At 72.5% G+C, this 22,287-nt stretch carries 19 protein-coding genes; 11 read left to right on the plus strand and 8 right to left on the minus strand.

Going from position 1 to position 22,287, the window contains the following annotated elements; all coding sequences use genetic code 11:
* The first annotated feature begins 150 nt into the window (after window positions 1–150).
* The 5 genes from ACFVHV_RS11785 (at window position 151) to ACFVHV_RS11805 (ending at window position 5,114) form a co-directional block, all read left to right on the plus strand.
* Window positions 151–636, plus strand: a complete 486-nt coding sequence (locus tag ACFVHV_RS11785) for a DUF1453 domain-containing protein (RefSeq protein ID WP_359912619.1) — start codon at window positions 151–153, stop codon at window positions 634–636.
* Window positions 637–665: 29 nt separating this feature from the next.
* Window positions 666–1,841, plus strand: a complete 1,176-nt coding sequence (locus tag ACFVHV_RS11790) for a sensor histidine kinase (protein ID WP_380350874.1) — start codon at window positions 666–668, stop codon at window positions 1,839–1,841.
* On the plus strand, window positions 1,838–2,545 hold the full coding sequence (locus ACFVHV_RS11795; RefSeq protein ID WP_380350876.1) for a response regulator: 708 nt from the start codon (window positions 1,838–1,840) through the stop codon (window positions 2,543–2,545). Before ACFVHV_RS11790 ends, ACFVHV_RS11795 begins: the two co-directional genes overlap by 4 nt.
* Before the next feature lie 320 nt (window positions 2,546–2,865).
* Complete coding sequence (locus ACFVHV_RS11800) at window positions 2,866–3,297, plus strand: DUF485 domain-containing protein (protein WP_359912610.1); 432 nt, start codon at window positions 2,866–2,868, stop codon at window positions 3,295–3,297.
* Window positions 3,294–5,114: a cation acetate symporter gene (locus tag ACFVHV_RS11805; RefSeq protein ID WP_359912607.1), complete on the plus strand. Its 1,821-nt coding sequence runs from the start codon at window positions 3,294–3,296 to the stop codon at window positions 5,112–5,114. The genes ACFVHV_RS11800 and ACFVHV_RS11805 overlap by 4 nt, the downstream gene beginning before the upstream one ends.
* Window positions 5,115–5,229: 115 nt before the next feature.
* Here ACFVHV_RS11805 and ACFVHV_RS11810 read toward each other — a convergent pair whose 3' ends face one another.
* Together ACFVHV_RS11810 and ACFVHV_RS11815 are read right to left on the minus strand one after the other, a co-directional pair.
* A complete protein-coding gene (locus ACFVHV_RS11810) occupies window positions 5,230–5,916 on the minus strand; it encodes a response regulator (protein ID WP_359912604.1) in 687 nt (228 codons plus the stop codon).
* On the minus strand, window positions 5,916–7,511 hold the full coding sequence (locus ACFVHV_RS11815) for a sensor histidine kinase (protein WP_359912601.1): 1,596 nt from the start codon (window positions 7,509–7,511) through the stop codon (window positions 5,916–5,918). Before ACFVHV_RS11815 ends, ACFVHV_RS11810 begins: the two co-directional genes overlap by 1 nt.
* Window positions 7,512–7,761: 250 nt before the next feature.
* Here ACFVHV_RS11815 and ACFVHV_RS11820 point away from each other — a divergent pair, with 250 nt between their 5' ends.
* From ACFVHV_RS11820 to ACFVHV_RS11830, 3 genes are read left to right on the plus strand one after another with little or no spacing between them, the layout of a single operon-like run.
* Window positions 7,762–8,586 carry an ABC transporter ATP-binding protein gene (locus ACFVHV_RS11820; RefSeq protein WP_359912598.1) on the plus strand — a complete coding sequence of 275 codons (825 nt, stop codon included), beginning with the start codon at window positions 7,762–7,764 and terminating at the stop codon, window positions 8,584–8,586.
* Window positions 8,576–9,511, plus strand: coding sequence for an ABC transporter permease (locus tag ACFVHV_RS11825; protein WP_380350878.1), 936 nt, complete (start codon window positions 8,576–8,578; stop codon window positions 9,509–9,511). Before ACFVHV_RS11820 ends, ACFVHV_RS11825 begins: the two co-directional genes overlap by 11 nt.
* 38 nt (window positions 9,512–9,549) lie before the next feature.
* A complete protein-coding gene (locus ACFVHV_RS11830; RefSeq protein ID WP_359912595.1) occupies window positions 9,550–10,611 on the plus strand; it encodes an ABC transporter substrate-binding protein in 1,062 nt (353 codons plus the stop codon).
* A gap of 54 nt (window positions 10,612–10,665) precedes the next feature.
* Here ACFVHV_RS11830 and ACFVHV_RS11835 read toward each other — a convergent pair whose 3' ends face one another.
* The 6 genes from ACFVHV_RS11835 to ACFVHV_RS11860 form a co-directional block, all read right to left on the minus strand.
* The gene (locus ACFVHV_RS11835; protein WP_380350880.1) at window positions 10,666–11,568 is read right to left on the minus strand and encodes a sucrase ferredoxin; all 903 of its coding nucleotides are present in this window, start codon (window positions 11,566–11,568) and stop codon (window positions 10,666–10,668) included.
* Between the two features lie 38 nt (window positions 11,569–11,606).
* Window positions 11,607–12,329 carry a hypothetical protein gene (locus ACFVHV_RS11840; RefSeq protein WP_380350882.1) on the minus strand — a complete coding sequence of 241 codons (723 nt, stop codon included), beginning with the start codon at window positions 12,327–12,329 and terminating at the stop codon, window positions 11,607–11,609.
* A gap of 17 nt (window positions 12,330–12,346) precedes the next feature.
* A complete protein-coding gene (locus ACFVHV_RS11845) occupies window positions 12,347–13,384 on the minus strand; it encodes a hypothetical protein (RefSeq protein WP_359912586.1) in 1,038 nt (345 codons plus the stop codon).
* 12 nt (window positions 13,385–13,396) lie between these two features.
* Window positions 13,397–14,665: a hypothetical protein gene (locus tag ACFVHV_RS11850; protein WP_359912583.1), complete on the minus strand. Its 1,269-nt coding sequence runs from the start codon at window positions 14,663–14,665 to the stop codon at window positions 13,397–13,399.
* 28 nt (window positions 14,666–14,693) lie between these two features.
* Entirely contained in the window at window positions 14,694–14,987 is a 294-nt protein-coding gene (locus ACFVHV_RS11855; protein WP_359912580.1) for a hypothetical protein, read from the minus strand.
* 189 nt (window positions 14,988–15,176) lie between these two features.
* A complete protein-coding gene (locus ACFVHV_RS11860; RefSeq protein ID WP_359912578.1) occupies window positions 15,177–17,627 on the minus strand; it encodes a DNA topoisomerase IV subunit A in 2,451 nt (816 codons plus the stop codon).
* Between the two features lie 307 nt (window positions 17,628–17,934).
* On the opposite strand from ACFVHV_RS11860, the gene ACFVHV_RS11865 reads away from it, so the two are divergent.
* The 3 genes from ACFVHV_RS11865 (at window position 17,935) to ACFVHV_RS11875 (ending at window position 22,185) form a co-directional block, all read left to right on the plus strand.
* Complete coding sequence (locus ACFVHV_RS11865; RefSeq protein ID WP_359912575.1) at window positions 17,935–19,284, plus strand: pitrilysin family protein; 1,350 nt, start codon at window positions 17,935–17,937, stop codon at window positions 19,282–19,284.
* A 20-nt stretch (window positions 19,285–19,304) separates the two neighbouring features.
* Complete coding sequence (locus ACFVHV_RS11870; protein ID WP_359912630.1) at window positions 19,305–20,669, plus strand: pitrilysin family protein; 1,365 nt, start codon at window positions 19,305–19,307, stop codon at window positions 20,667–20,669.
* Window positions 20,670–20,991: 322 nt separating this feature from the next.
* Window positions 20,992–22,185: an RtcB family protein gene (locus ACFVHV_RS11875; protein ID WP_380350885.1), complete on the plus strand. Its 1,194-nt coding sequence runs from the start codon at window positions 20,992–20,994 to the stop codon at window positions 22,183–22,185.
* Window positions 22,186–22,287: the final 102 nt, after the last annotated feature.

A 22,287-nucleotide genomic window follows, 5' to 3' on the forward strand; every position in this document is an offset into this window, starting at 1 on the left:
GGGGGCGGCGCCCCCCCCCCCGGGGGGGGGGCCCCCCCCCCCCCGCTGCCGGTTCCACCCGTGCTCCACCCCGGCTCCGATCAGCGGGAAGCGCCGGATCCGTAGCGTCGGAGAGGTCAGCAACAAGCCTTTCCCGGGACGGAGAATTCGATGGGTTCCATCGCCGACATCCTCGTGGCCCTCGCGGTGGTGGTCCTGGTGGTCCAGCGCCAGATGCGCGTCCAGCGCCTGGACACCGAGCGCCGTTTCTGGCTGCTGCCGCTGATCCTGGGCGCGCTCGCGCTGCGCGACCCGCAGCTCCTCGACCACCAGCACACCGCGCTCTCCGCCGGGCTGCTGGCCGCCGGACTGGTCGCCGTGCTCGCGATGGGCACGGCCTGGGGCTGGACCGTCCGGATCTGGCGGGCCTCCGACGGCAGCGTCCTGGTCAAGGGCACCAGGGCCACCGTGGCCGCCTGGTGCGGGATGATCGCCGTCCGGATCGGCCTGTACGCGGTCGGTGCGGCCCTGCACGTCCACCAGGCGGGCAGTTCGCTGATGCTGGGCATGGCGGTCCTGCTGCTGGTCCGCTCCTTCGTGGTGAACTGGAGGGCCCGGTCGCTGGAGCCCTCGCGGCCCGCCGCCGCACTGCACTGACCCGCCGCCGTGAGCATCGAGGAGGCCCCGTGGCCGGGTGGTACTGGACCCGCTGGCCGTCCCGGGAGGGGATCGGCCACGAGGACGAGAGCCGGCCTCGGCGGGTCCTGTCCGTGTTCGGCCGGAGCGTCCTGCTGGTCGCCGTCGGCTGGGGGACCTTCTCCGGCGGCAGGTACACCGGCTGGACGGTGGCGGCCGCGGCGGCCGGGCTGGCCGCGGCCGTCGCCCTCTGCACGGCGTACCTGCGGGTCACCCGGGAGCAGCGCCCGGCGCTCTCGTACCTGCTGGCCGCCGGCCTGGTCGGCGGCGGCTGGCTCGCCGACCTGTGGCTGGCCCACACGCTGGCCGACTTCCTGTGGATCGGGTTGGCCGTGACGGCTCTGATCCGGCTGCCGCCCGCGCCCGCGCTGGTCGTCGCGGCGGCCGCGCTGGGTTCGTACACGGCGGCCTCCCCGGCGGGCTGGCTCGGCAACGCCGCCACCGTCGGGGGCTCCGTCCTGGTCGGCTGCCTGCTGCGGCTGGACATCGAGGCGCGCGGCACCGCCCGCCGGCTGCTCGCCCAGGAGCGGGCCGCCCAGGCCGCCCAGGCGGAGAGCGCGGCGCTCGCCGAACGGGCCAGGATCGCGCGGGAGATCCACGACGTGCTCGCCCACAGCCTCTCCGCGCAGCTCGTCCACCTGGAGGCGGCCCGGCTGATGCTGGACGCCGGGACGGACCGCGAGCAGATCCGCGAACGGGTCGTCGCCGCCCGGCGGATGGCGCAGGACGGACTGGCCGAGACCCGCCAGGCACTGTCCGCGCTGCGCGGGGAGCTCACCCCGGTCGGGGAGTTCCTGGTCGAGCTGACCGGTCGGGAGCGGGCCGCCCTCACCGTCACCGGCACGCCCCGCCCGCTCGCCGCCGAGGTCGCCCTCGCGGTGCGGCGCACCGCGCAGGAGGCGATGACCAACGTCCGCAAGCACGCGTCCGGGGCCCGCGGCTCCGTCGAACTGCGCTACCTGGACGGCGCGGTGGAGCTGGAGGTGTGCAACACCCGGCCGCCGCGCGGCCGATCCGCGGGTGGGCCCCCGTCGGAGGAGCTGGCCGCCAGCGGCAGCGGGTACGGTCTGCTGGGAATGCGCGAACGCGCGGAACTGCTCGGGGGCACGCTGCTGGCGGGCCCGCAGGACGGAGGGTGGCGCGTGCTGCTGCGGGTGCCGGCATGAGTGAGCACATGGGTGGTGCGGGGGCGATCAGGGTGGTGGTCGCGGACGACCAGACCGTGGTGCGCGAGGGCATCGTGATGCTGCTGGGGCTGTTGCCCGGCATCGAGGTGGTCGGTGCGGCCGGGGACGGGGAGGAGGCCGTCGCCCTGGTGGAGCGTCATCACCCGGACGTGGTGCTGATGGATCTGCGGATGCCGCGCTGCGACGGGGTCGAGGCGACGAGGCGGATCCGCTCGGCGCACCCGGAGACCGAGGTCGTGGTGCTCACCACCTACGCCGACGACGACTCGCTGTTCCCCGCGCTCCGGGCCGGGGCGCGCGGCTACCTCACCAAGGACGCCGGCGCCGAGGAGATCGCCCGGGCCGTCGCGGACGTCCGCTCGGGTGCCGCCGGGCTCTCCCCGCAGGTCCAACTCCGGCTGCTGGAAAGGCTTTCGGAGCAGCGCGACGACTCCGGGCCGGCCGCCGGGAGGCCCGGAACCCGGTCGGGGGAGCTGCCCGACGGGCTGACCGTCCGGGAGGCCGAGGTGCTGGCGCTGATCGCCGAGGGGCTGTCCAACGCCGAGATCGCCCAGCGGCTGTTCGTCAGCCAGGCGACCGTGAAGACCCACATCAACAATCTGTTCGCCAAGACCGCGGTGCGGGACCGGGCTCAGGCGGTCGCGTACGCGTTCCGACACGGAATCACTGGGACGCAGCAGTAGTCCGATGAGTGTCTGTCGGATGATCGATCACCTCATCGAGTGAACGTATCTGCGATGGTCAGGGGCGCTCTCCTAGGGCCGCCATCATGGTTCGGGTCAGAACATCCGGCCGTCCAGGAGCAGCAGTGCCACAGCAGCAGACGAGCAGTCCCGGCCCGGGACAGCAATTCGACTGGTGGGCCGCTGCGGCCGCCGGTACCCCCGTTGAGTCCGCCGAGCCATCGGCTGCGCACCGCCGGACGGCGGTACCGGCGCAGTCGGGCCCCGCCCCCACGGACCACGTTCCTACGGCCCGGTCGGCAGAGGCCGCCGTCGGGTCAGTGGCCGTCGGCGCACCGGTCCACGGGGCCGCCGTCGAGCCGTTCGCCCAGAGCATCCCAGCCGATCCGGCGGCCCCGGCCGCACCGCACGCACCACTCGACGAGGAACCGGTCGCCGACCGCACCGAGGTCTACCGGACGGTTCAGGCCAGCGAGACGTTCCTGCAGATCCGCCGCAGCTACCGGACCTTCGTCTTCCCGATCACCGGTGCCTTCCTCGCCTGGTACCTGCTGTACGTCGCCGCCCAGGCGGGTGCCCCGGACCTGATGCGCAGGACGGTGGCCGGCCCGCTCAACGTGGCCTGGCTGCTGGGGCTGCTGCAGTTCGCCTCGACCTTCCTGCTCACCTGGCTCTACGCCCGCAACTCCCGGACCAAGCGCGACCGCGCCGCCCTGGGCCTGCGCTGGGACACCCAGGACCAGCTGCGATGACGCCCCTGCTGGCCACCGTGCCCACCGATGCGGCCAAGGCCGCGGTGCAGACCGCCGTCCGGACCGTGGTGTCGACCGCCACCCCGCCGCCGGTCGCCCCCACCGGCGACCACCACTCGCTCGCCATCGCGCTGTTCGCCGTCGTCGTCCTGGTCACCCTGGGGGTCACCCTCTGGGTCGGCCGCCAGGGCAACGCCGCCGAGGACTTCTTCGCCGGCGGCCGCGACTTCACCCCGCTGCAGAACGGCTTCGCGCTCTCCGGGGACTACCTCTCCGCCGCGTCCTTCCTGGGCGTCGCCGGGCTGATCGCGCTGTACGGCTACGACGGCGTGCTCTACAGCATCGGCTTCCTGGTCGCCTGGCTGGTCGTGCTGATGCTGGTCGCCGAACTCGTCCGCAACGCGGGCCGGTACACCCTCGCCGACGTCCTCGCGCTGCGGCTGCGCCGTCGCAAGGTGCGCGCCGCGGCCGGTGGCGCCAGCGTCGTGGTCACCCTGCTCTACCTGGTGGCCCAGATGGTCGGCGCCGGTTCGCTGGTCGCCCTCCTGCTCGGCACCGGCAGCCCGCACGCCCGCACCTGGACCATCATCGCGGTCGGCGCCCTGATGATCGTCTACGTCACCATCGGCGGGATGCGGGCCACCACCTGGATCCAGATCATCAAGGCCTTCCTGCTGACCGGCGGTTCGGTGCTGCTCACGGTGCTGCTGGTGGTCCGCTTCCACGGGGACCTCGGCGAGCTGATGCGCGAGGCCGCCCAGCACAGCGGCGCCGGGCAGCGCTACCTGGAGCCCGGGCTCAAGTACGGCGGCAGCATCACCAGCCGGCTGGACTTCGTCAGCCTCGGCCTCGGCCTGGTGCTCGGCACCGCGGGCCTGCCGCACATCCTGTCCCGCTTCTACACCGTGCCCACCGCGCGGGCCGCCCGCCGCTCCACGATGTGGGCGATCGGCCTGGTCGGCAGCTTCTACCTGATGGCCATCGTGCTCGGCCTCGGCGCCACCGCGCTGATCGGCTCGGCCGAGGTGCGGCACGCCAACTCGGCCGGGAACACCGCCGTTCCGCTGCTCGCCCTGGTGCTCGGCGGCGGCAACGGCAGTACCGGCGGGGTGGTGCTGTTCGCCCTGATCTCGGCGATCGCCTTCGCCACCATCCTCGCGGTGGTCGCCGGGCTGACCCTGGCCTCCTCGGCGGCCTTCGCCCACGACATCTGGGCCGGCGCCTGGCGCGCCCGGCCGAGCCGCGAACAGGTGAAGAGCCGCGAACAGCTGAAGAGCCGTGAGCAGTCGAAGAACGGCCGCGGGCGGCGCCGCCGGGGCGAGACCGTCCCGGCCTCCCGGGCGGCGGAGGAACCGGTCTCCGAGCTCAGTGAGCAGCAGGAGGTGGTGGTCGCCCGGTTCGCCGCCGCCGGGATCGGTGCGACGGCGATCGTGATCAGCCTCTTCGCCCAGCAGCTGAACGTCGCCTTCCTGGTGGGCCTGGCCTTCGCCGTCGCCGCGTCCTCCAACCTGCCGGTGCTGCTGTACAGCCTGTTCTGGTCGCGGTTCACCGCTCGCGGCGCGGTCTGGGCGGTGTACGGCGGGCTGGTCCCGGCGATCGTGCTGGTGTTCTTCTCGCCGGTGGTGTCCGGCTCCCCCGAGGCGCTCTTCCCGGGCCTCGACTTCCACTGGTTCCCGCTGGAGAACCCGGGCATCGTCTCCATCCCGCTGGGTTTCCTGGCCGGCTGGGTCGGGACGGTCACCTCGTCCGAGCCCGCCGATCCGGACCGGTTCGCCGAGCTGGAGGTACGTGCCCTCACCGGTGCGGGCGCGGCCTGAGCCGTCGCGCCCGGGGAACCCCGGCGGGCCTGGGGCCGCCGGGGTTCCCCCCTGTCCGGCCCCAGGTCCGAGACCAGGCCCGGCCCCTGTCCGGCCCCTGTCCGGAGACCGTGCCCTAGGCGCGGGCCGCCAGCCCGTAGCGGTGCTCCGGCCGGCCGGTGTCGCCGTACCGCAGGGTCAGCCGCAGCCGGCTGTCCCGCTCCAACTGCTTGAGGTAGCGCTGCGCGGTGGAGCGGCTCAGCCCGGTGGCGTCGGCGACCTCCTGGGCGGACAGCGGCCGGCCGGCCCGGCGCAGCACCCCCATCACCAGGTCCGTGGTGGGCGCCGAGTGGCCCTTGGGGAGCGTTCCGGCCGGGGCGGCGGCGCTGCGCAGGGTCGCGAACAGCCGGTCCACCTCGTCCTGGCCGGCCTCCCGGGCCGGCGCGGCGAGCGCGTGGCGCAGCTGCGCGTACGCCACCAGCTTCTCCCGCAGCCCGGCGAAGGTGAACGGCTTGACCAGGTACTGGAGTGCGCCGTGCTGCATCGCGGCGTGCACCGTCGACACGTCCCGGGCGGCCGTCACCATCATCACGTCGCAGGCGACCTGGCGTTCCCGCAGCCGGCGCACCAGGGCCAGGCCGGTCTCGTCGGGCAGGTGGTGGTCGAGCAGCAGCAGGTCCACCGGGCGGCGCTCCAGGGCGGCCAGCGCCTCCCCGGCCGAGTGCGCGGTGCCGGTCACCCGGAAGCCCGGGACCTTGGCCACGTAGGCGGCGTGCACGTCCGCGACCCGGAAGTCGTCGTCCACCACGAGTACGTCGATCATCACGCCTCCACGAGCCGACTGGTGAGCAGGGCCTCGGGCAGCTCGACGGTGAACCGGGCGCCGCCGAGCGGCCCGGTGTCGAGCACGATCCGGCCGCCGGTCCGCTCGACCAGCCGCCGCACCATCGCCAGCCCCAGCCCGCGCGGACGGTGCGCGGGCGCGTCCTTGCTGGTCCACCCCTCTTCGAAGACCTGCTCGCGCAGCTCCTCCGGCACGCCCGGGCCGCTGTCCGCGACCTGCAGCAGCAGGGTCGCTCCGGCCGCCGCCAGGCTGACCTCCACCCGGCCCCCGCCGCCCGCGGCCAGGGCGTCCACCGCGTTGTCGATCAGGTTGCCGAGCACCGTCACCAGTGCCCGGGCGTCCACCACCGCGTCCGGCAGGTGCGCCGCCGCGGCCAGCGCCAGCAGCACCCCGCGCTCGCCCGCCACCGAGGTCTTGCCCGCCAGCAGTGCCGCCACGTGCGGGTCCTGCACCTGCTCGGCGATCCGTGCGGCGACCACGGCGTGCGAGCCGGACTGCTCCGAGATGAACGCCACCGCCTGCTCGTGGCGGCCCAGTTCCAGCAGGCCCAGCAGGGTGTGCATCCGGTTGGCGTGCTCGTGGTCCTGGGCCCGCAGCGCCTCGGTCAGGCTGCGGGTGGTGTCCAGCTCGCGGACCAGCGACTCCAGCTCGGTGCGGTCCCGCAGGGTGACCACCGCGCCGCCCTCGGGCGTGGTCGTGCGGTTCACCACGAGCACCCGGTCGTCCCGGACGGCCGGCAGGTCGGCGCCGGCGATCCGCCCGGAGAGCACGTCCGCCAGCCGGCCCGGTGGCAGCACCGCGCCGATCGGCCGGCCGGTGCAGTCCTCGGGCAGGCCGAGCAGCCGCAGGGCCTCGTCGTTGGCCAGCCGGATCCGGCCGCGTTCGTCCAGCGCCACCAGGCCCTCGCGGATTCCGTGCAGCATCGCCTCCCGCTCGACCAGCAGCGCCGAGATGTCGGCCAGCGCGATGTTGTGGGTGCGGCGCTTGAGCCGGCGGGCCAGGAGGAGGGTGGCGAGCGTGCCGGCGGCCAGGCCGGCGCCCGCGCACAGCAGGATGCCGGTGAGCATCGTCAGCAGCCGGCGGCGGATCGAGTCGTCGCTGATGCCGACCGAGACCTCGCCGACGATCCGGCCGTCCGCCATCCGCAGCGGCACCTTGCCGCGGGCGGTGCGGCCCAGGGTGCCCTGCTGGATGGCGGTGACGCTGCGGCCGCTGAGGGCCGGCTCCGGATCGGTGCTGACCCGCTGGCCGATCCGGCCCGGGTCGGTGTGCGAGAGCCGGATGCCGTCCAGGTCGGTGACCACCACGAAACTGGCGCCGGTGGCCAGCCGGATCTGCTCGGCGTTGCGCTGGGCGGCCACCACGTCGCGGCCGGCGGCGGCCCGGGCGATGTTCTCGTCGGTGGCGGTGGCCTGGGCGATCGACAGCGCCCGCTGCATCGCGTCGTGGTCCAGCTCGCTGCTGACCGGGGCGAGGAACAGCCCGGCGGTCACGGCGGTGACACCGACGGTGACGACGGTCTGGCTCAGCAGCAGCTGGGCGAAGACCCGGCGGGGTCCGCGGGGGAGCTTCATCCGGACCTCCTCTCGGCGGCTGCGGGGGATCGGGCGTCCTCGGGGGGCGGTCGGGGCGCCGATGGGTGGGGTCGGGACACCCTATGTTTCCGGGGTGTTTCTGTCAGCCGCGTCCCCGCAGTTGTAGCGGAAGCAAAACGAGCAGAACACCCCTCTATGCGGAGAAGTCGCACTACGCGAAGAAGGCTCCCGCCGGGGCCGGGCCCGCTCCTACCTTTCCGGGGCAGGCAACAGACCCGGGAGGATCGACATGAGCAAGACCCCGGCGATCGAGCTGACCGGCGCGACCAAACGGTTCCGCACCCCCTCCGGGGCGCTGCACACCGCCGTCCGCGATCTCGATCTGACCGTCGCCCAAGGCGAGTTCGTCGCCGTCGTCGGCCCCACCGGCTGCGGCAAGTCCACCACGCTGACGCTGGTCAGCGGCTTGGAGGAGCCCACCGAGGGCGAGGTCCGGGTGTACGGCGAGCCCGTGCGCGGGATCGACCCCAAGGTCGGGTTCGTCTTCCAGCAGGACGCCGTCTTCCCCTGGCGCACCGTCCTGTCCAACGTGATGGCCGGCCCGCGCTTCCGCGGCGTGCCCGCCGCCGAGGCCCGGGAGCGGGCCCGGGACTGGCTCGGCCGGGTCGGCCTGGCCGCCTTCGAGGACCGCTACCCGCACCAGCTGTCCGGCGGCATGCGCAAACGCGTCGCGCTCGCCCAGACCTTCGTCAACGACCCGGCGATCCTGCTGATGGACGAGCCGTTCTCGGCACTGGACGTGCAGACCCGGGCGCTGATGTCGGACCAGCTGCTGGAGCTGTGGGCGGGGACCGGTTCCTCCAGGGACGCGGCGTCGGTCGTCTTCGTCACCCACGACCTGGACGAGGCCATCGCGCTCGCCGACCGGGTCGTCGTCATGACGGCCGGACCGGCCACCGTCAAGGAGATCTTCACCGTCGACCTGCCGCGCCCGCGCAGCGTGGAGGCCGTCCGGCTGGAACCGAGGTTCGTCGAGCTGTACCGCGAGATCTGGGCCTCGCTCGGCGAAGAGGTGCGCATCACCCGGGAGAGAGGAGCGGGTCGTGCCGCTTGAGACCGCATCCGAGTCCGCGTCCGAGCCCGGGGCGGAGTCCGTGTCCGGGTCCGGGGCGGCGCCGGCGTCCGCGCCGGCCGCCGCCGGGAAGCCCCCGGCCGTCACGACGAGGACCGAGGCCCGTGAACGGGCCGCCCGCAACCGGAGGCTGGGTGTCTTCGGCGCCCGGGTCGCGGTGCTGGTCGCCTTCCTCGGACTGTGGGAGGTCTGCGCCCGGACGGACGTCATCGACCCGTTCAACTTCTCCCAGCCGTCGAGGATCTGGGACCAGATCTGGCAGTGGACCACCCACGGCACCGCGCAGGGCTCGCTCGGCGAGCAGATCGGCTACACCCTCTACGAGGCCCTCACCGGCTGGGTGATCGGCGTCATCGGCGGTGTGCTGCTGGGCATCGCGCTCGGCCGGGTCCGCTTCCTGGCCGACGTCCTCGGGCCGTACATCAAGGTGCTCAACGCCATCCCGCGGATCGTGCTCGCGCCGATCTTCCTGATCTGGTTCGGCCTGGGCCCGGCCTCCAAGGTCGCCTCCGCGGTGGTGCTGGTGTTCTTCCCGGTGTTCTTCAACGCCTTCCAGGGCGCCCGCGAGGTGGACCGCAACCTCGTCGCCAACGCCCGCATCCTGGGCGCCGACAACCGCAGGGTCACCCTCCAGGTGGTCATCCCCGCCGCCACCACCTGGATCTTCACCAGCCTGCACGTCAGCTTCGGCTTCGCGCTGATCGGCGCCATCGTCGGCGAGTACATCGGCGCCACCAAGGGCCTCGGCCTGCTCGTCGCGGCCGCCCAGGGCACCTTCAACGCGGCCGGCGTCTACGCGGCCATGACCATCCTCGCCGTCGTCGCGCTGCTCACCGAGGGACTGCTGACCTTCGCCGAGAAGAAGCTGTTCCGCTGGAAGCCCGCCGACGCGGGCGACGGCCGCTGAACTCCCCCCGTCGTCAGAAGAGAGAGGCACCCCCACCCATGCGCAGACCAGTCGCCGCCGCCCTCGCCGCCGCCCTGCTCCTCCCGCTCTCCGCTTGTGCCAACGACGCCGCCACCGCCGGCCACGGCGCGGTCGCCGCCCCCGCCGGGCAGCAGGTCGACGGACCCAAGGTCAAGATCATGGTCGGTGGCCTGGACAAGGTCATCTACCTGCCCGCGATGCTCACCCAGCGGCTCGGCTACTTCGCCGACGCCGGCGTCAACGTCGAGCTGATGACCGAGCCGGCCGGCGTCAACGCCACCACCGCGCTGCTCGCCGGGGACGTCCAGGGCGCCGTCGGCTTCTACGACCACACCATCGACCTCCAGGCCAAGGGCAAGAAGGTCGAGTCCGTCGTGCAGTTCGCCCAGGCGCCCGGCGAGGTCGAGGTGGTCTCCACCAAGCAGGCCGACGCCATCAGGTCCGGCGCCGACTTCAAGGGGAAGAAGCTCGGCGTCACCAGCATCGGCTCCTCGACCGACTTCCTCACCAAGTACCTCGCGGTCAAGAACGGCACCGCCGTCAGCGAGTTCAGCCCGATCGCGGTCGGCGCCGGCCAGACCTTCATCGCCGCGCTCCAGCAGGGCAGCATCGACGCCGGGATGACCACCGACCCGACCGTCGCGAACATCCTGGACAAGGGCCTCGGCAAGGTCCTGTACGACATGCGCACCCCCGAGGGCTCGCGCGAGGCCCTCGGCGGGCTGTACCCGTCCTCGTCGCTGTACATGAACACCGACTGGGTGGAGAAGAACAAGGACACCACCCAGAAGCTCGCCAACGCCTTCGTGAAGACCCTCAAGTGGATGTCCGGCCACACCCCCGAGGAGATCGCCGCGAAGATGCCCGCCGACTACGCGCAGGGCGGCGCCGAGCAGTACGCGGCGGCGATCAAGGCGACGCTGCCGATGTTCACCACGGACGGCGTGATGCCGGCCGACGGGCCGAAGACGGTGCTCTCGGTGCTCGCCGCCTTCCACCCGGACGTCAAGGGCAAGGAGGGGACGATCGACCTGGCGAAGACGTACACCACGGAGTTCGTCGCCAAGGCGGCCGGCTGACGCTCCGCCCCGGCGGTCCCGCGCTCACCCCCACGGGCGCGGGGCCGCCGCGTTTCAGACCCCCCGTACGGACAGCACGTCCATCCGCGAGGGCCTCCCCGCCGCCTTGCCGCAGCTCTCCGGGCGGGCCGGCTCGCTGGCCGCCTCGATCACGTCCACCTCCCAGGACCGCCCGTCCCGGTGCAGCACCGTCACCAGCCAGCGGCCCCCGCCGTCCGGCCGCTGGGTGAGCGTCAGCACGTCCACCCCGGTCTCGCCGGTGGCCAGCCGCACGGCGTGCTCGGCCGCCTGGCCCGGACGCTCCCAACCCGAGCAGCCCCGCGACCACTCCGGCACCACGTGCCCGGCCGCCGTCGCCGCCAGCACCTCCTTGGCCGTCTCCGGCGTCAGCCGCCCGTACGCGTAGCCGTACGGCAGCACCAGCATCGTGGGGGAGAAGCGGTGCCCGCCCAGGTGGGTCACCTCCCACACCTCGCTGTGCCCGGCCGCCGCCAGCTCCGCCGCGAGCGGACGGCCCAGCAGCGCGCAGCAGCGGTCCCGCCGCCCGTTGGTGCACACCAGGGCCACCGGCCCGCCGACGTGCTCCGTTCCGAAGCCGGTGTGGTCACCGGCGCCCAGCGCCGCGAAGTCCAGCTCCAGCAGCTCCGCCGGATCCGCCACCCCCGCCCGGCGCACCCAGCCGCGGCCGGGCACCGTGTGCGCCACGAGCACCTCGTGGCGTGCGGTCGGCAGGCAGTCGGCGTGCCGCCCGGGCCGCCGGATCAGGGCCACCCGCACGCCCGTCCCCGCCGCGGCCGCCTCCAGCGCCCGCCCGACCGCCGCGTCCAGGTGGCTCTCACCCAGCGCCTTCGCGCCCCACGGTCCGTTCTGCTCCACCAGCAGCCAGGTGGTCGCCACCGCCGCCGTCGCTGCCAGCGGCTCCGAAAGTTCACGCGACACGGTCGCACAGGTGCTCACCCCGGCAAGGCTACCCTCACCTGATCACCCTCACCGGCTCACCCGAACGCGGCCCTCACCCGCTGTGCCACCTCCTCGTCCACCGCGTCGTACATCGGCTCGGAGACGGTCGGGAGGTCGGCGAACTCCAGGTGGATGCTGCGGACGACATCGGCGAACAGCTCCGAGTAGAGCACCCAGTCCTCGGGGCACGGGGTGCTCAACTCCAGCGAGAGCAGCTGGGACTCGTTCGGCAGCGGCAGGTGCACCTGGATCACCGAGGTGGTCAGCACCCCGTCGACGAGCGGGACCGCCAGGCCGTCCAGCGGGGTCGACCCGTCGTCGACCGGGGTCGCCACGGCGTCGATCACCGCCACCGCCCGCCCGGCCGGCAGCTCGACCGCCGTCACCTCCGCCTCCGGACGGGACAGGGCCAGACGGGTGAGCAGGAAGTCCACCGCGCCCGGGTAGTCGGTCCCGACCAGGGGGCACACCGAGGCCACGATCGACGCCGTGCTGGGGCGGCCGTCCACGTCCACCAGGCACATCCCGGCGTGGATCACCCCGGCCTCGGCCATCGGCGGGATCAGCTCGGCCAGCGCCACGGCCCAGCGCACCCGCATCTCCTCGGGATGGGAGGCCAGCACCTCGCAGACCAGCTCCCAGAGCTCCTCGGCCACCTCGTCGTCGGTGCCCAGCACCGGGACCTCGTGGAAGGCGGGCGGGACGACGAAGCGGATCTGGAGCCGGGTGTCCTCGGTGGCTGTCGGAATGTCGGACATCGGGCCTTCCACGGAGGTCATGAGGGCTTGCGGATCCGGTTGCGGACGTCCAGCCAGGACGGCGGGACGGGGACCGGGACGCCGTACGCGCGGGCCTCGATCAGCAGGTCGAGGTAGGCGGCGGCCCGGTCGCGCAGGCCGGAGCGGTGCCAGGTCCAGAGTTCCTTCAGCGCGGGGAAGGCGGCGAGCACGCCGATGCCGATCAGCCCCATGCCGAGGGAGGTGAGCTGCCGACGGTGCTCGGCACCGGCGGGGTCCATGCCCAGGGGGGCGACGATCATGCCGACGACCACGGTGAGGATGAAGATCCTGCCCCACGTGCTGATCTGCTGGCGGGAGCGCTTCACGGCGGTGAGCAGCCCCCTGGCGGCCTGCTCGTCCAGGAAGTCGAGGCCGTGCGGAGCACCGATCTCACGGGCCCGGGCGGCCAGCGCCGGATGGAGGGTGAGCGCGCCGACCGGCAGCACCGGGAACTTCGGGTCGATTACGGCGTCGGTCGGCCACCATGAGCCGTGCAGCGCGGGGGCGGAGGACGGGGGAGCGGCGGAGGGGTGCGCGGTCGGAGCGGCGGGGTACGGCGCCGGGGCGGCAGGCGGCTGTGGAGCGGTTGCGGCGCTCTCTTCCCAGGAGGCCCGATCGGCATCGACTCCCCACTCGGCGGGAATCCGGACCGTCAGTCCCGCGCGCCTGGCGTGGTTCAGCAGACCGATGTACGTGGTGAAGTGCACTGAGGCGGCGTCCTTCTCCGAAGCGCGGTGCGCACCCCATGCCCAGAGTGCGATGCCGGCCGGAATCCCCAGGATCACTGCTGCCCAGTTGCCAGTGATCGAGGTGGCCGCGATCGCCATGATGATGAGCAGCCACGCCAGCTCGGAGTAGGAACCCACTCGGTTCCGTAGCCTCAGATGTCTGGTCACCACCTCGCGTGCCACGTGGTCGTGCAACAGGTTGATCCCATAGAGGGTTTCGGCCCGCCGCGCGGCCTCGGCCACCTCGGGCACCGCGGCGATCCTCCCGCCTTCGACGGGGAGCGTCGCATGGAAATCGTTGGCCATGGGTCTCTCCTCTCAGCCGACGGCGTTCAGGAACGGTGTGGACGGCAGACGGTAGGCGGGCTTGGGCACTCCGGGGGCGACGATGTGGGACTCCCTCTCCTTCTCCTCTTGGTCCTTCTCGTAGTTCCGGTAGAGGCTGTGGGAGAGCCCGCCCGCCTTGTTCGAGATCGTGATCATGCCGGGGTCCACCTCGACGCCGGTTTTCTTGAGCCCGCCGACGATGGCCCTGGTCGACAGGGGGTTGCGGGTCATCTCGTACAGGGACGTGCCGGCACCACGGGTCCGCGCGGCGACACCGGATCCCTTCGCGAGCTGCATCGACTCCCTGAGGTTGCCGACGTGGGCCTTGACCTTGTTGACGACGCCCGGGACCTTGGCCGCCTTGGCTGCCTTCCCAGCGGTGGCGAAGCCCTTGATGGCGCCGACACCGGGGATCACCCCGAGCCCGTCCAGCCCGATCTTCAACCAGGAGACGTCCTGTCCACGGGACTTGGCGATGCCGTGACCGGCCATCGCGGCCGCGCTGGTCAGCATGGCCGCAGCGCCCAGCACCGGGCCCGCGACGGGGATCGCCAGCGCCGCGATCGCCAGCCCGGCGGAGATCTGGGACAGGAGGTCCGCGTGCTCGGCCAGGAAGTCCAGCGACTTCTGCCAGGCATGCTCCACCTTGTCCAGCATCTTCTTGAGGAAGTTCGGGTCCGGCGGGTGGTGCCGGGACGCCTCCATGATGGCCTTGGCGGCCACCTCGGCCTTGTTCTTGTGGTCCGCGAGCTGCTTGCGGCCGTTGGCGATCACCTCGTCGAGCTGGTGCACGAGCTGCTGCTGGGCCTGGAGTTTGGCCTCGAAGTCGGCCTTGGCCTTCGTCCGGGCGGCCGCGTCGGTGGACTGCGCGGAGGCGTCGAGGGCCTTTCCCGCGGTGTCGCACTGGACGTTCATGTCGCCCAGTCGGGAGCGCAGTTCGACGGCTTGGGCCTCCATGGTCCGGCCGGTGGAGAGCAGTCCGGTGAGCTGGGTGTGCCAGGTCTTGAGGGCCCGTGAGCAGGTGGCCATCGATTCGTGGCCCTGGGTGAGGTACTTGGGCAGTTCGCCCAGTTTGCCGGCGAAGTTGCGGGCCGCCTCGCCCTGCCAGGCGCTGCCCTCGGAGCCGAGGTCGGCGAGCGCGTGGCGCAGTTCCTCCAGTTCGCGGGCGACGGCGTCGACGTCCGCGTACATCTTGGCGATGGCCGGGAGGTCCCCCGGGGCCGGGCAGAAGCCGAGGCCCGGCCAGTTCTTGTCACTCATGGTGGAAGTCAGTCCCCTGGGTGTTGGCTCAGGTCGCGCCGAGGCCCTTGGCGGTGCCCTGCTCGTTGTCCCCGTAGTTCTTGAGCGAGGCGTCGAGGCCTTCGCGCAGGCCGTGGGCGAGCTTGGCCATCCGGCCGATGCCGCCGTGCCAGTGGTCCTCGAAGCCCTTGCAGGCCGAGTCGAGCCGCTCGGTGCCCAACTGCTTGCCCTTTCCGAGGTTTTCGAGGCTCTTGGCGACCGCCCCCATGCGGTTGCCGCACTCGTCGAGCTGCTTGGACACGGTTCTCATCCGGCCCATGTCGATCTTGAATTCTTCGGCCAACTCCCCGTCCCCCCAATGCATGTGGTGCGATATGGAGCACCTGTTCGGTGAACCTAACCCATGGGTGGGCAAAGTTCGGGCCATGCCCGGGAATTGGAGATCGCCCTTCCGCATTCCCGGTCGGACGGGCACGAAAAAGCGGAGGGGCACCGGATGATCTCCGGTGCCCCTCCGCTCGTACGGGTGTCGTTACGCCGGGCCGGCGACCACCGCGATCGGGGTGGTGACCGGGGTGCCGGAGCCGTCGCGGCGCGGGTCGCGCTCGGGCAGGTCGACCGGGGCGCCCTTGGCGGTGGCGGCGCGGGCCGGGGCGGCGCCGGCCCAGGCGAAGGTCAGGGCCTCCTCGCCGCGCAGGAATCGCTGGCAGCGTACGCCGCCGGTGGCACGGCCCTTGCGCGGGTACTGCTCGAACGGGGTGACCTTCCAGCTCGTCTGCTCGCCGTCGGAGAGCGTGCCCGTGGCCGTGGCCACCGAGACCACCACCGCGTCCGCCGCCGGGTCCACCGCCGTGAAGGACAGCACCCGCGCGCCGTCCGACAGCTTGATGCCCGCCATGCCGCCCGCCGGGCGGCCCTGCGGACGCACCTGGCCCGCCGGGTAGCGCAGCAGCTGGGCGTCCGAGGCGATGAAGACCAGGTCCTCCTCGCCGGTGCGCAGTTCGACCGCGCCCACCAGCTCGTCACCCTCCTTGAGGGCGATCACCTCGAACTCGTCCTTGTTCGCCGGCCACTCCGGCACCACCCGCTTCACCACGCCCTGCAGCGTGCCCAGCGCCAGCCCCGGCGAGGACTCGTCGAGGGTGGTCAGCGCCAGCGCCCGCTCCCCGTCCTCCAGCCGCAGGAACTCGCCCACCGCGGCCCCGCCCGCCAGCGTCGGCGACGGTGTCGGCGGCAGTGCCGGAAGGTCGATCACCGGCAGCCGCAGCACCCGGCCCGCGGACGTCACCACGCCCACGTCCGCCCGTGCCGTCGCGTGCACCGCCGACACGATCACATCGTGCTTCGCCCGCTTCTCCGACACCTCGAACGGCTCGCCGTCCGCCGTCCGCGCCAGCAGGCCCGTCGACGACAGCAGCACCCGGCACGGGTCGTCCGCGACCTCCAGCGGCACCGCCAGCGCCGCCGAGGGCACCGCCCCCGCCTCCAGCAGCACCGTGCGCCGCTCGGTGCCGAACTGCTTCGACACCGCGCCCAGTTCGGACGACACCACGCTGCGCAGCTTGGTGTCCGACTCCAGGATCTCGGTCAGGTCCGCGATCTCGGAGGTCAGCTTCGCCTTCTCCTGCTCCAGCTCGACCCGGTCGAAGCGGGTCAGCCGGCGCAGCGGGGTGTCCAGGATGTACGCGGTCTGCGTCTCCGACAGCGAGAAGCGCTCCATCAGGCGCTCCTTCGCCTGCTGGGCGTTGTCACTCGACCGGATGATCGCGATGACCTCGTCGATGTCGACCAGGGCCACCAGCAGGCCCTCGACCAGGTGCAGCCGCTCCTCGCGCTTGCGGCGGCGGAAGTCGCTGCGCCGGCGCACCACGGTGAAGCGGTGGTCGACGTAGACCTCCAGCAGCTCCTTCAGCCCCAGCGTCAGCGGCTGGCCGTCGACCAGCGCCACGTTGTTGATGCCGAAGGTCTCCTCCATCGGCGTCAGCTTGTACAGCTGCTCCAGCAGCGCCTCCGGCACGAAGCCGTTCTTCACCTCGATGACCAGCCGCAGCCCGTGCTCGCGGTCGGTCAGGTCCTTGACGTCCGCGATGCCCTGGAGCTTCTTCGCGTTGACCAGGTCCTTGATCTTCGAGATGACCTTCTCCGGGCCGACGTTGTACGGCAGCTCGGTGACCACGATGCCCTTGCGGCGGGCCGTCACCGCCTCCACCGTCGTCGTCGCCCGGATCTTGAACGTGCCGCGGCCCGACTCGTACGCGTCCCGGATGCCCGACAGGCCCACGATCCGCCCGCCCGTCGGCAGGTCCGGACCGGGCACGAACCGCATCAGCGTGTCCAGGTCGGCGTTCGGGTGCTTGATCAGGTGCCGGGCCGCGGCCACCACCTCGGAGAGGTTGTGCGGCGGCATGTTCGTCGCCATGCCGACCGCGATGCCCGTCGCGCCGTTCACCAGCAGGTTCGGGAACGCGGCCGGCAGCGCCAGCGGCTCCTGCTCGCTGCCGTCGTAGTTCGGGCCGAAGTCGACGGTGTCCTCGTGGATCGACTCCACCATCGCCATCGAGGCGGCCGTCAGCCGCGACTCGGTGTAGCGCATCGCGGCCGGCGGGTCGTCGTTGCCCAGCGAACCGAAGTTGCCGTGGCCGTCGATCAGCGGCAGCCGCATCGAGAACGGCTGCGCCATGCGCACCACGGAGTCGTAGATGGACGCGTCACCGTGCGGGTGCAGCCGGCCCATCACCTCGCCCACCACGCGCGCGCACTTCACGTGCGCGCGCTCGGGGCGCAGGCCCATCTCGTTGGCCTGGTACAGGATCCGGCGGTGCACCGGCTTCAGGCCGTCCCGTGCGTCGGGCAGCGCACGCGAGTAGATCACCGAGTAGGCGTACTCCAGGAAGGAGCCCTGCATCTCGTCCACGACGTCGACGTCGAGGATCCGCTCCTCGAAGTCTCCGGGCGGCGGGGTCTGCGAACTGCGGCGGGCCATCGCGGCGGGGCTCCCTTACGTGTCGCTGGCTGTGTCTCGGTAGGTCGTCGGTCGGTCGCCGAACGCCCGGGGGCGGTCGTCGGCCGTCTCCGCACCGTCCCGCCGCCGGACCCGTCAACCGGGTGCCGCCGACAGGGCGCGGCGCCCCCATTGTGGACCCTCTCGCCGACACTCCCGGTCAGCGGCCCTCTTCCGCCCCTGGCGAACGGCCCCGTCCGCGCGGACACGAACACGGCTCCCGCACGTTGCACCACAATGGGGGACGCCACACGAACCCCGACATCGACGACGGGAAGGACCCGAGCGCATGGCCAACCCGGCCCCCGCCTCCAGCCGAGGCATCGCCATCACCGAGCACCGCCTGGCCAACGGCCTGCGCGTCGTCCTCTCCGAGGACCACCTGACCCCGGTCGCCGCCGTCTGCCTCTGGTACGACGTGGGCTCCCGCCACGAGGTCAAGGGCCGCACCGGCCTCGCCCATCTCTTCGAGCACCTGATGTTCCAGGGCTCGGCCAACGTCTCCAACAACGGGCACTTCGAGCTCGTCCAGGGCGCCGGCGGCTCGCTCAACGGCACCACCAGCTTCGAGCGCACCAACTACTTCGAGACCATGCCCGCCCACCAGCTGGAGCTCGCCCTCTGGCTGGAGGCCGACCGGATGGGCTCGCTGCTCGCCGCGCTCGACGAGACGTCCATGGAGAACCAGCGCGACGTCGTCAAGAACGAGCGCCGCCAGCGCTACGACAACGTCCCGTACGGCACCGCCTTCGAGAAGCTCACCGCGCTCTCGTTCCCGGACGGCCACCCGTACCACCACACGCCGATCGGCTCCATGGCCGACCTCGACGCGGCCACCCTGGAGGACGCCCGCACGTTCTTCCGGACGTACTACGCGCCCAACAACGCCGTCCTGTCCATCGTCGGCGACATCGACCCCGAGCAGACCGTCGCCTGGGTCGAGAAGTACTTCGGCTCCATCCCCGCGCACGACGGCAAGCAGCCCCCGCGTTCGGGCGAACTCCCCGAGACCATCGGGCGGGAGATCCGCGAGGAGATCCACGAGGACGTCCCCTCGCGCGCCCTGATGGCCGCCTACCGCCTCCCGCACGACGGCACCCGCGAGGCCGACGCCGCCGACCTCGCCCTCACCATCCTCGGCAGCGGCGAGTCCAGCCGCCTCTACAACCGGCTGGTCCGCCGCGACCGCACCGCCGTCGCCGCCGGCTTCGGCCTGCTGCGGCTGGCCGGCGCCCCCAGCCTCGGCTGGCTCGACGTCAAGACCTCCGGCGACGCCACCGTCGAGCGGATCGGCACCGCCGTCGACGAGGAGCTCGCCCGCTTCGCCGCCGAGGGCCCCACCGCCGAGGAACTCGAACGCGCCCAGGCCCAGATCGAGCGCGAGTGGCTCGACCGGCTCACCACCGTCGCCGGCCGGGCCGACGAACTGTGCCGCTACGCCGTCCTGTTCGGCGACCCCAAGCTGCTCAACGACGCCCTCCCCAAGGTCCTCGACGTCACCGCCGAAGAGGTCCAGGCCGTCGCCAAGGCCCGGCTCCACCCCGACAACCGGGCCGTCCTCGCCTACGAGCCGACCGCCGCCGCCGAGACCGACGCCGACTCCGACGCCGCTTCCGAAGAGGAGGGTGCCGCCGTATGAGCACCGACTTCGTCCCCGCCATGACCTTCCACCCGCAGCCCCGGCCGGGCACGCCCAGCCCCTGGGACTTCCCCGCCCCCGAGCGGGCCGCCCTCGGCAACGGCATCACCGTCCTGCACTGCCACCGGCCCGGCCAGCAGCTGGTCGCCGTCGAGGTCCTGCTCGACGTCCCGCTCGCGGCCGAGCCCGAGGGCCTCGACGGCATCGCCGGGATCCTCGCCCGCGCCTTCAGCGAGGGCACCGACAGCCTCAGCGCCGAGGAGTTCGCCGCCGAGCTGGAGCGCGCCGGCGCCACCCTGGACGCGCACGCCGACCACCCGTGCATCCGGATCTCGCTGGAGGTCCCCGCCTCCCGGCTCCAGCGCGGCCTGTCCCTGCTGGCCGACGCCCTGCGCGCCCCCGCGCTGCCCGAGGCGGAGATCGAGCGGCTGGTCGCCAACCGCCTGGACGAGATCGTCCACGAGCAGGCCAACCCCGCCCGGCGTGCCGCCAAGGCCCTGTACGCCGAGCTCTTCGACGCCGCCGACCGGCTCTCGCGGCCCCGCGCCGGCACCGCCGACACCGTCAAGTCGATCGACCGCGCCGCCGTCAAGGCCTTCTACGACGCCCACGTGCGCCCCGCGACCGGCACCGTCGTGGTGGTCGGCGACCTCACCGGGGTGGACCTGCCGGCGCTGCTGGAGAGCACCCTCGGCACCTGGACCGGGACGGCCGCCGAGCCGTCCGTCCACGCCCCGGTCACCGGCGACGACCGCGGCCGCGTCGTCATCGTGGACCGCCCCGGCTCCGTCCAGACCCAGCTGCTCATCGGCCGGATCGGGCCCGACCGCCACGACCCGGTCTGGGCCGCCCAGACCCTCGGCACCTACTGCCTCGGCGGCACCCTCACCTCCCGCCTCGACCGCGTCCTGCGCGAGGAGAAGGGCTACACCTACGGCGTGCGCGCCTTCGCCCAGCCGCTGCGCTCGGCCGCCGACGGCAGCGGGCGCGCGATGCTCGCCATCAGCGGCTCGGTGGACACCGCCTCCACCGCCCCCGCGCTGGCCGACACCTGGACCATCCTGCGCACCCTCGCCGCCGAGGGCCTCACCGACGCCGAGCGCGACGAGGCCGTGCAGTTCCTGGTCGGCGTCGCCCCGCTGAAGTACGAGACCGCGGGCTCGGTCGCCGGCACGCTGGCCGACCAGGTCGAGCAGTACCTGCCGGACGACTACCAGGCCGAGGTGTACCGGCAGCTCGCCGAGCTGCGCACCGCCGCCGCCACCGAGGCGGTCGTCGCGGCCTTCCCGCCGGACCGGCTGGTCACCGTCCTGGTCGGCGACGCCGCCGTGATCGCCGACGACGTGCGGGCGCTCGGCATCGGCGAGGTCACCGTCGTCAGCTGACGCCTCTCGCCGTTCCGTCCGGCCCGGTGGAGCACCCGCTCCGCCGGGCCGGACGCGTTTTTAAATCCATTGCGGGCCGCACCCGTTCCGTGGATAGATGTTCCCCGGCGCACAGCACGTGCGCACTGCGACGAGGGAAGGGAGGCGGTCACCATGCGGGTCGAGCAAGCCATACGACGACGCTCCCCAAGGCCGTACTCCCCCCGTACCGCGACCCTGGGCGTCTGAGCCCAGCCCTGAACTTCCCCGAGCCGCGCCGGGATCCTTTCGCGCGGCACCCCACCCTTCTGCGAACCACCCGACCTCTGGAGGTCGTTCAACCATGACGTACACCGAGGTGCCCGGCGTCCGGGTCCCGATCCGGATGTGGACCGACCCGGCGACGGTCGAGGGCCAGGCCCTCCAGCAGCTGCGCAACATCAGCTCCCTGCCGTGGCTGCACGGCCTCGCCGTGATGCCCGACGTCCACCTGGGTAAGGGCGCGACGGTCGGCTCCGTCATCGCCATGAAGGACGCGGTCTGCCCGGCGGCGGTCGGCGTCGACATCGGCTGCGGGATGAGCGCGGTGAAGACCTCGCTCACCGCCGAGGACCTCCCGGACGACCTCTCCGTCCTGCGCCGCGAGATCGAGCGGGCCATCCCGGTCGGCCGAGGCCTGCACACCGACCCGGTCGACCCGACCAAGCTGAACGACTTCCGCGCGGCGGGCTGGGACGACTTCTGGCAGCGCTTCGACGGCATCGCGGAGGACGTCAAGTGGCGCCGCGAGCGGGCGATGCAGCAGATGGCGACGCTCGGCGGAGGAAATCACTTCATAGAACTGTGCGTTGATACGACCGGTGCGGTCTGGCTGATGCTGCACTCCGGATCGCGCAACATCGGCAAGGAGCTGGCCGAGCACCACATGGGCGTCGCCCGCGCGCTGCCGCACAACCAGGGCCTGATCGACCGGGACCTGGCCGTCTTCCTGGCGAAGACCCCGGAGATGGCCGCCTACCGCCAGGACCTGTTCTGGGCGCAGGAGTACGCCAAGAACAACCGCGCGCTGATGATGGCGCTCTTCCAGGGCGTCGTCCGGCGCGAGTTCACCAAGGCGGAGGTCACCTTCGACGAGGTCATCAGCTGCCACCACAACTACGTGGCGGAGGAGCGGTACGACGGCGTCGACGTGCTGGTGACCCGCAAGGGCGCGATCCGGGCCGGCTCCGGCGACCTCGGGATCATCCCCGGCTCGATGGGGACGGGTTCCTACATCGTCCGCGGTCTGGGCAACGCGTCGTCGTTCAACTCCGCCTCGCACGGCGCCGGCCGCAAGATGAGCCGCACCGCGGCGAAGAAGCGGTTCACCGCCCGGGACCTGGTCGAGCAGACCAAGGGCGTGGAGTGCCGCAAGGACGGCGGCGTGGTGGACGAGATCCCGGGCGCCTACAAGAACATCGAGAAGGTCATCGAGCAGCAGAAGGACCTCGTCGAGGTGGTCGCGCACCTCAAGCAGGTCGTCTGCGTCAAGGGCTGACCGAAAGCCGATCGGGGTGGGGCCCCCCGGGGGGCGGCGCCCCCACCCGGGTGTTGGAGTTTGTAATAAAAAAAAAAAAAAACCACACACCCAACACACACA

Origin of the sequence: Kitasatospora sp. NPDC127116 (assembly GCF_042677365.1) — a bacterium.
Taxonomy (GTDB): Bacteria; Actinomycetota; Actinomycetes; order Streptomycetales; family Streptomycetaceae; genus Kitasatospora; species Kitasatospora lactacystinica.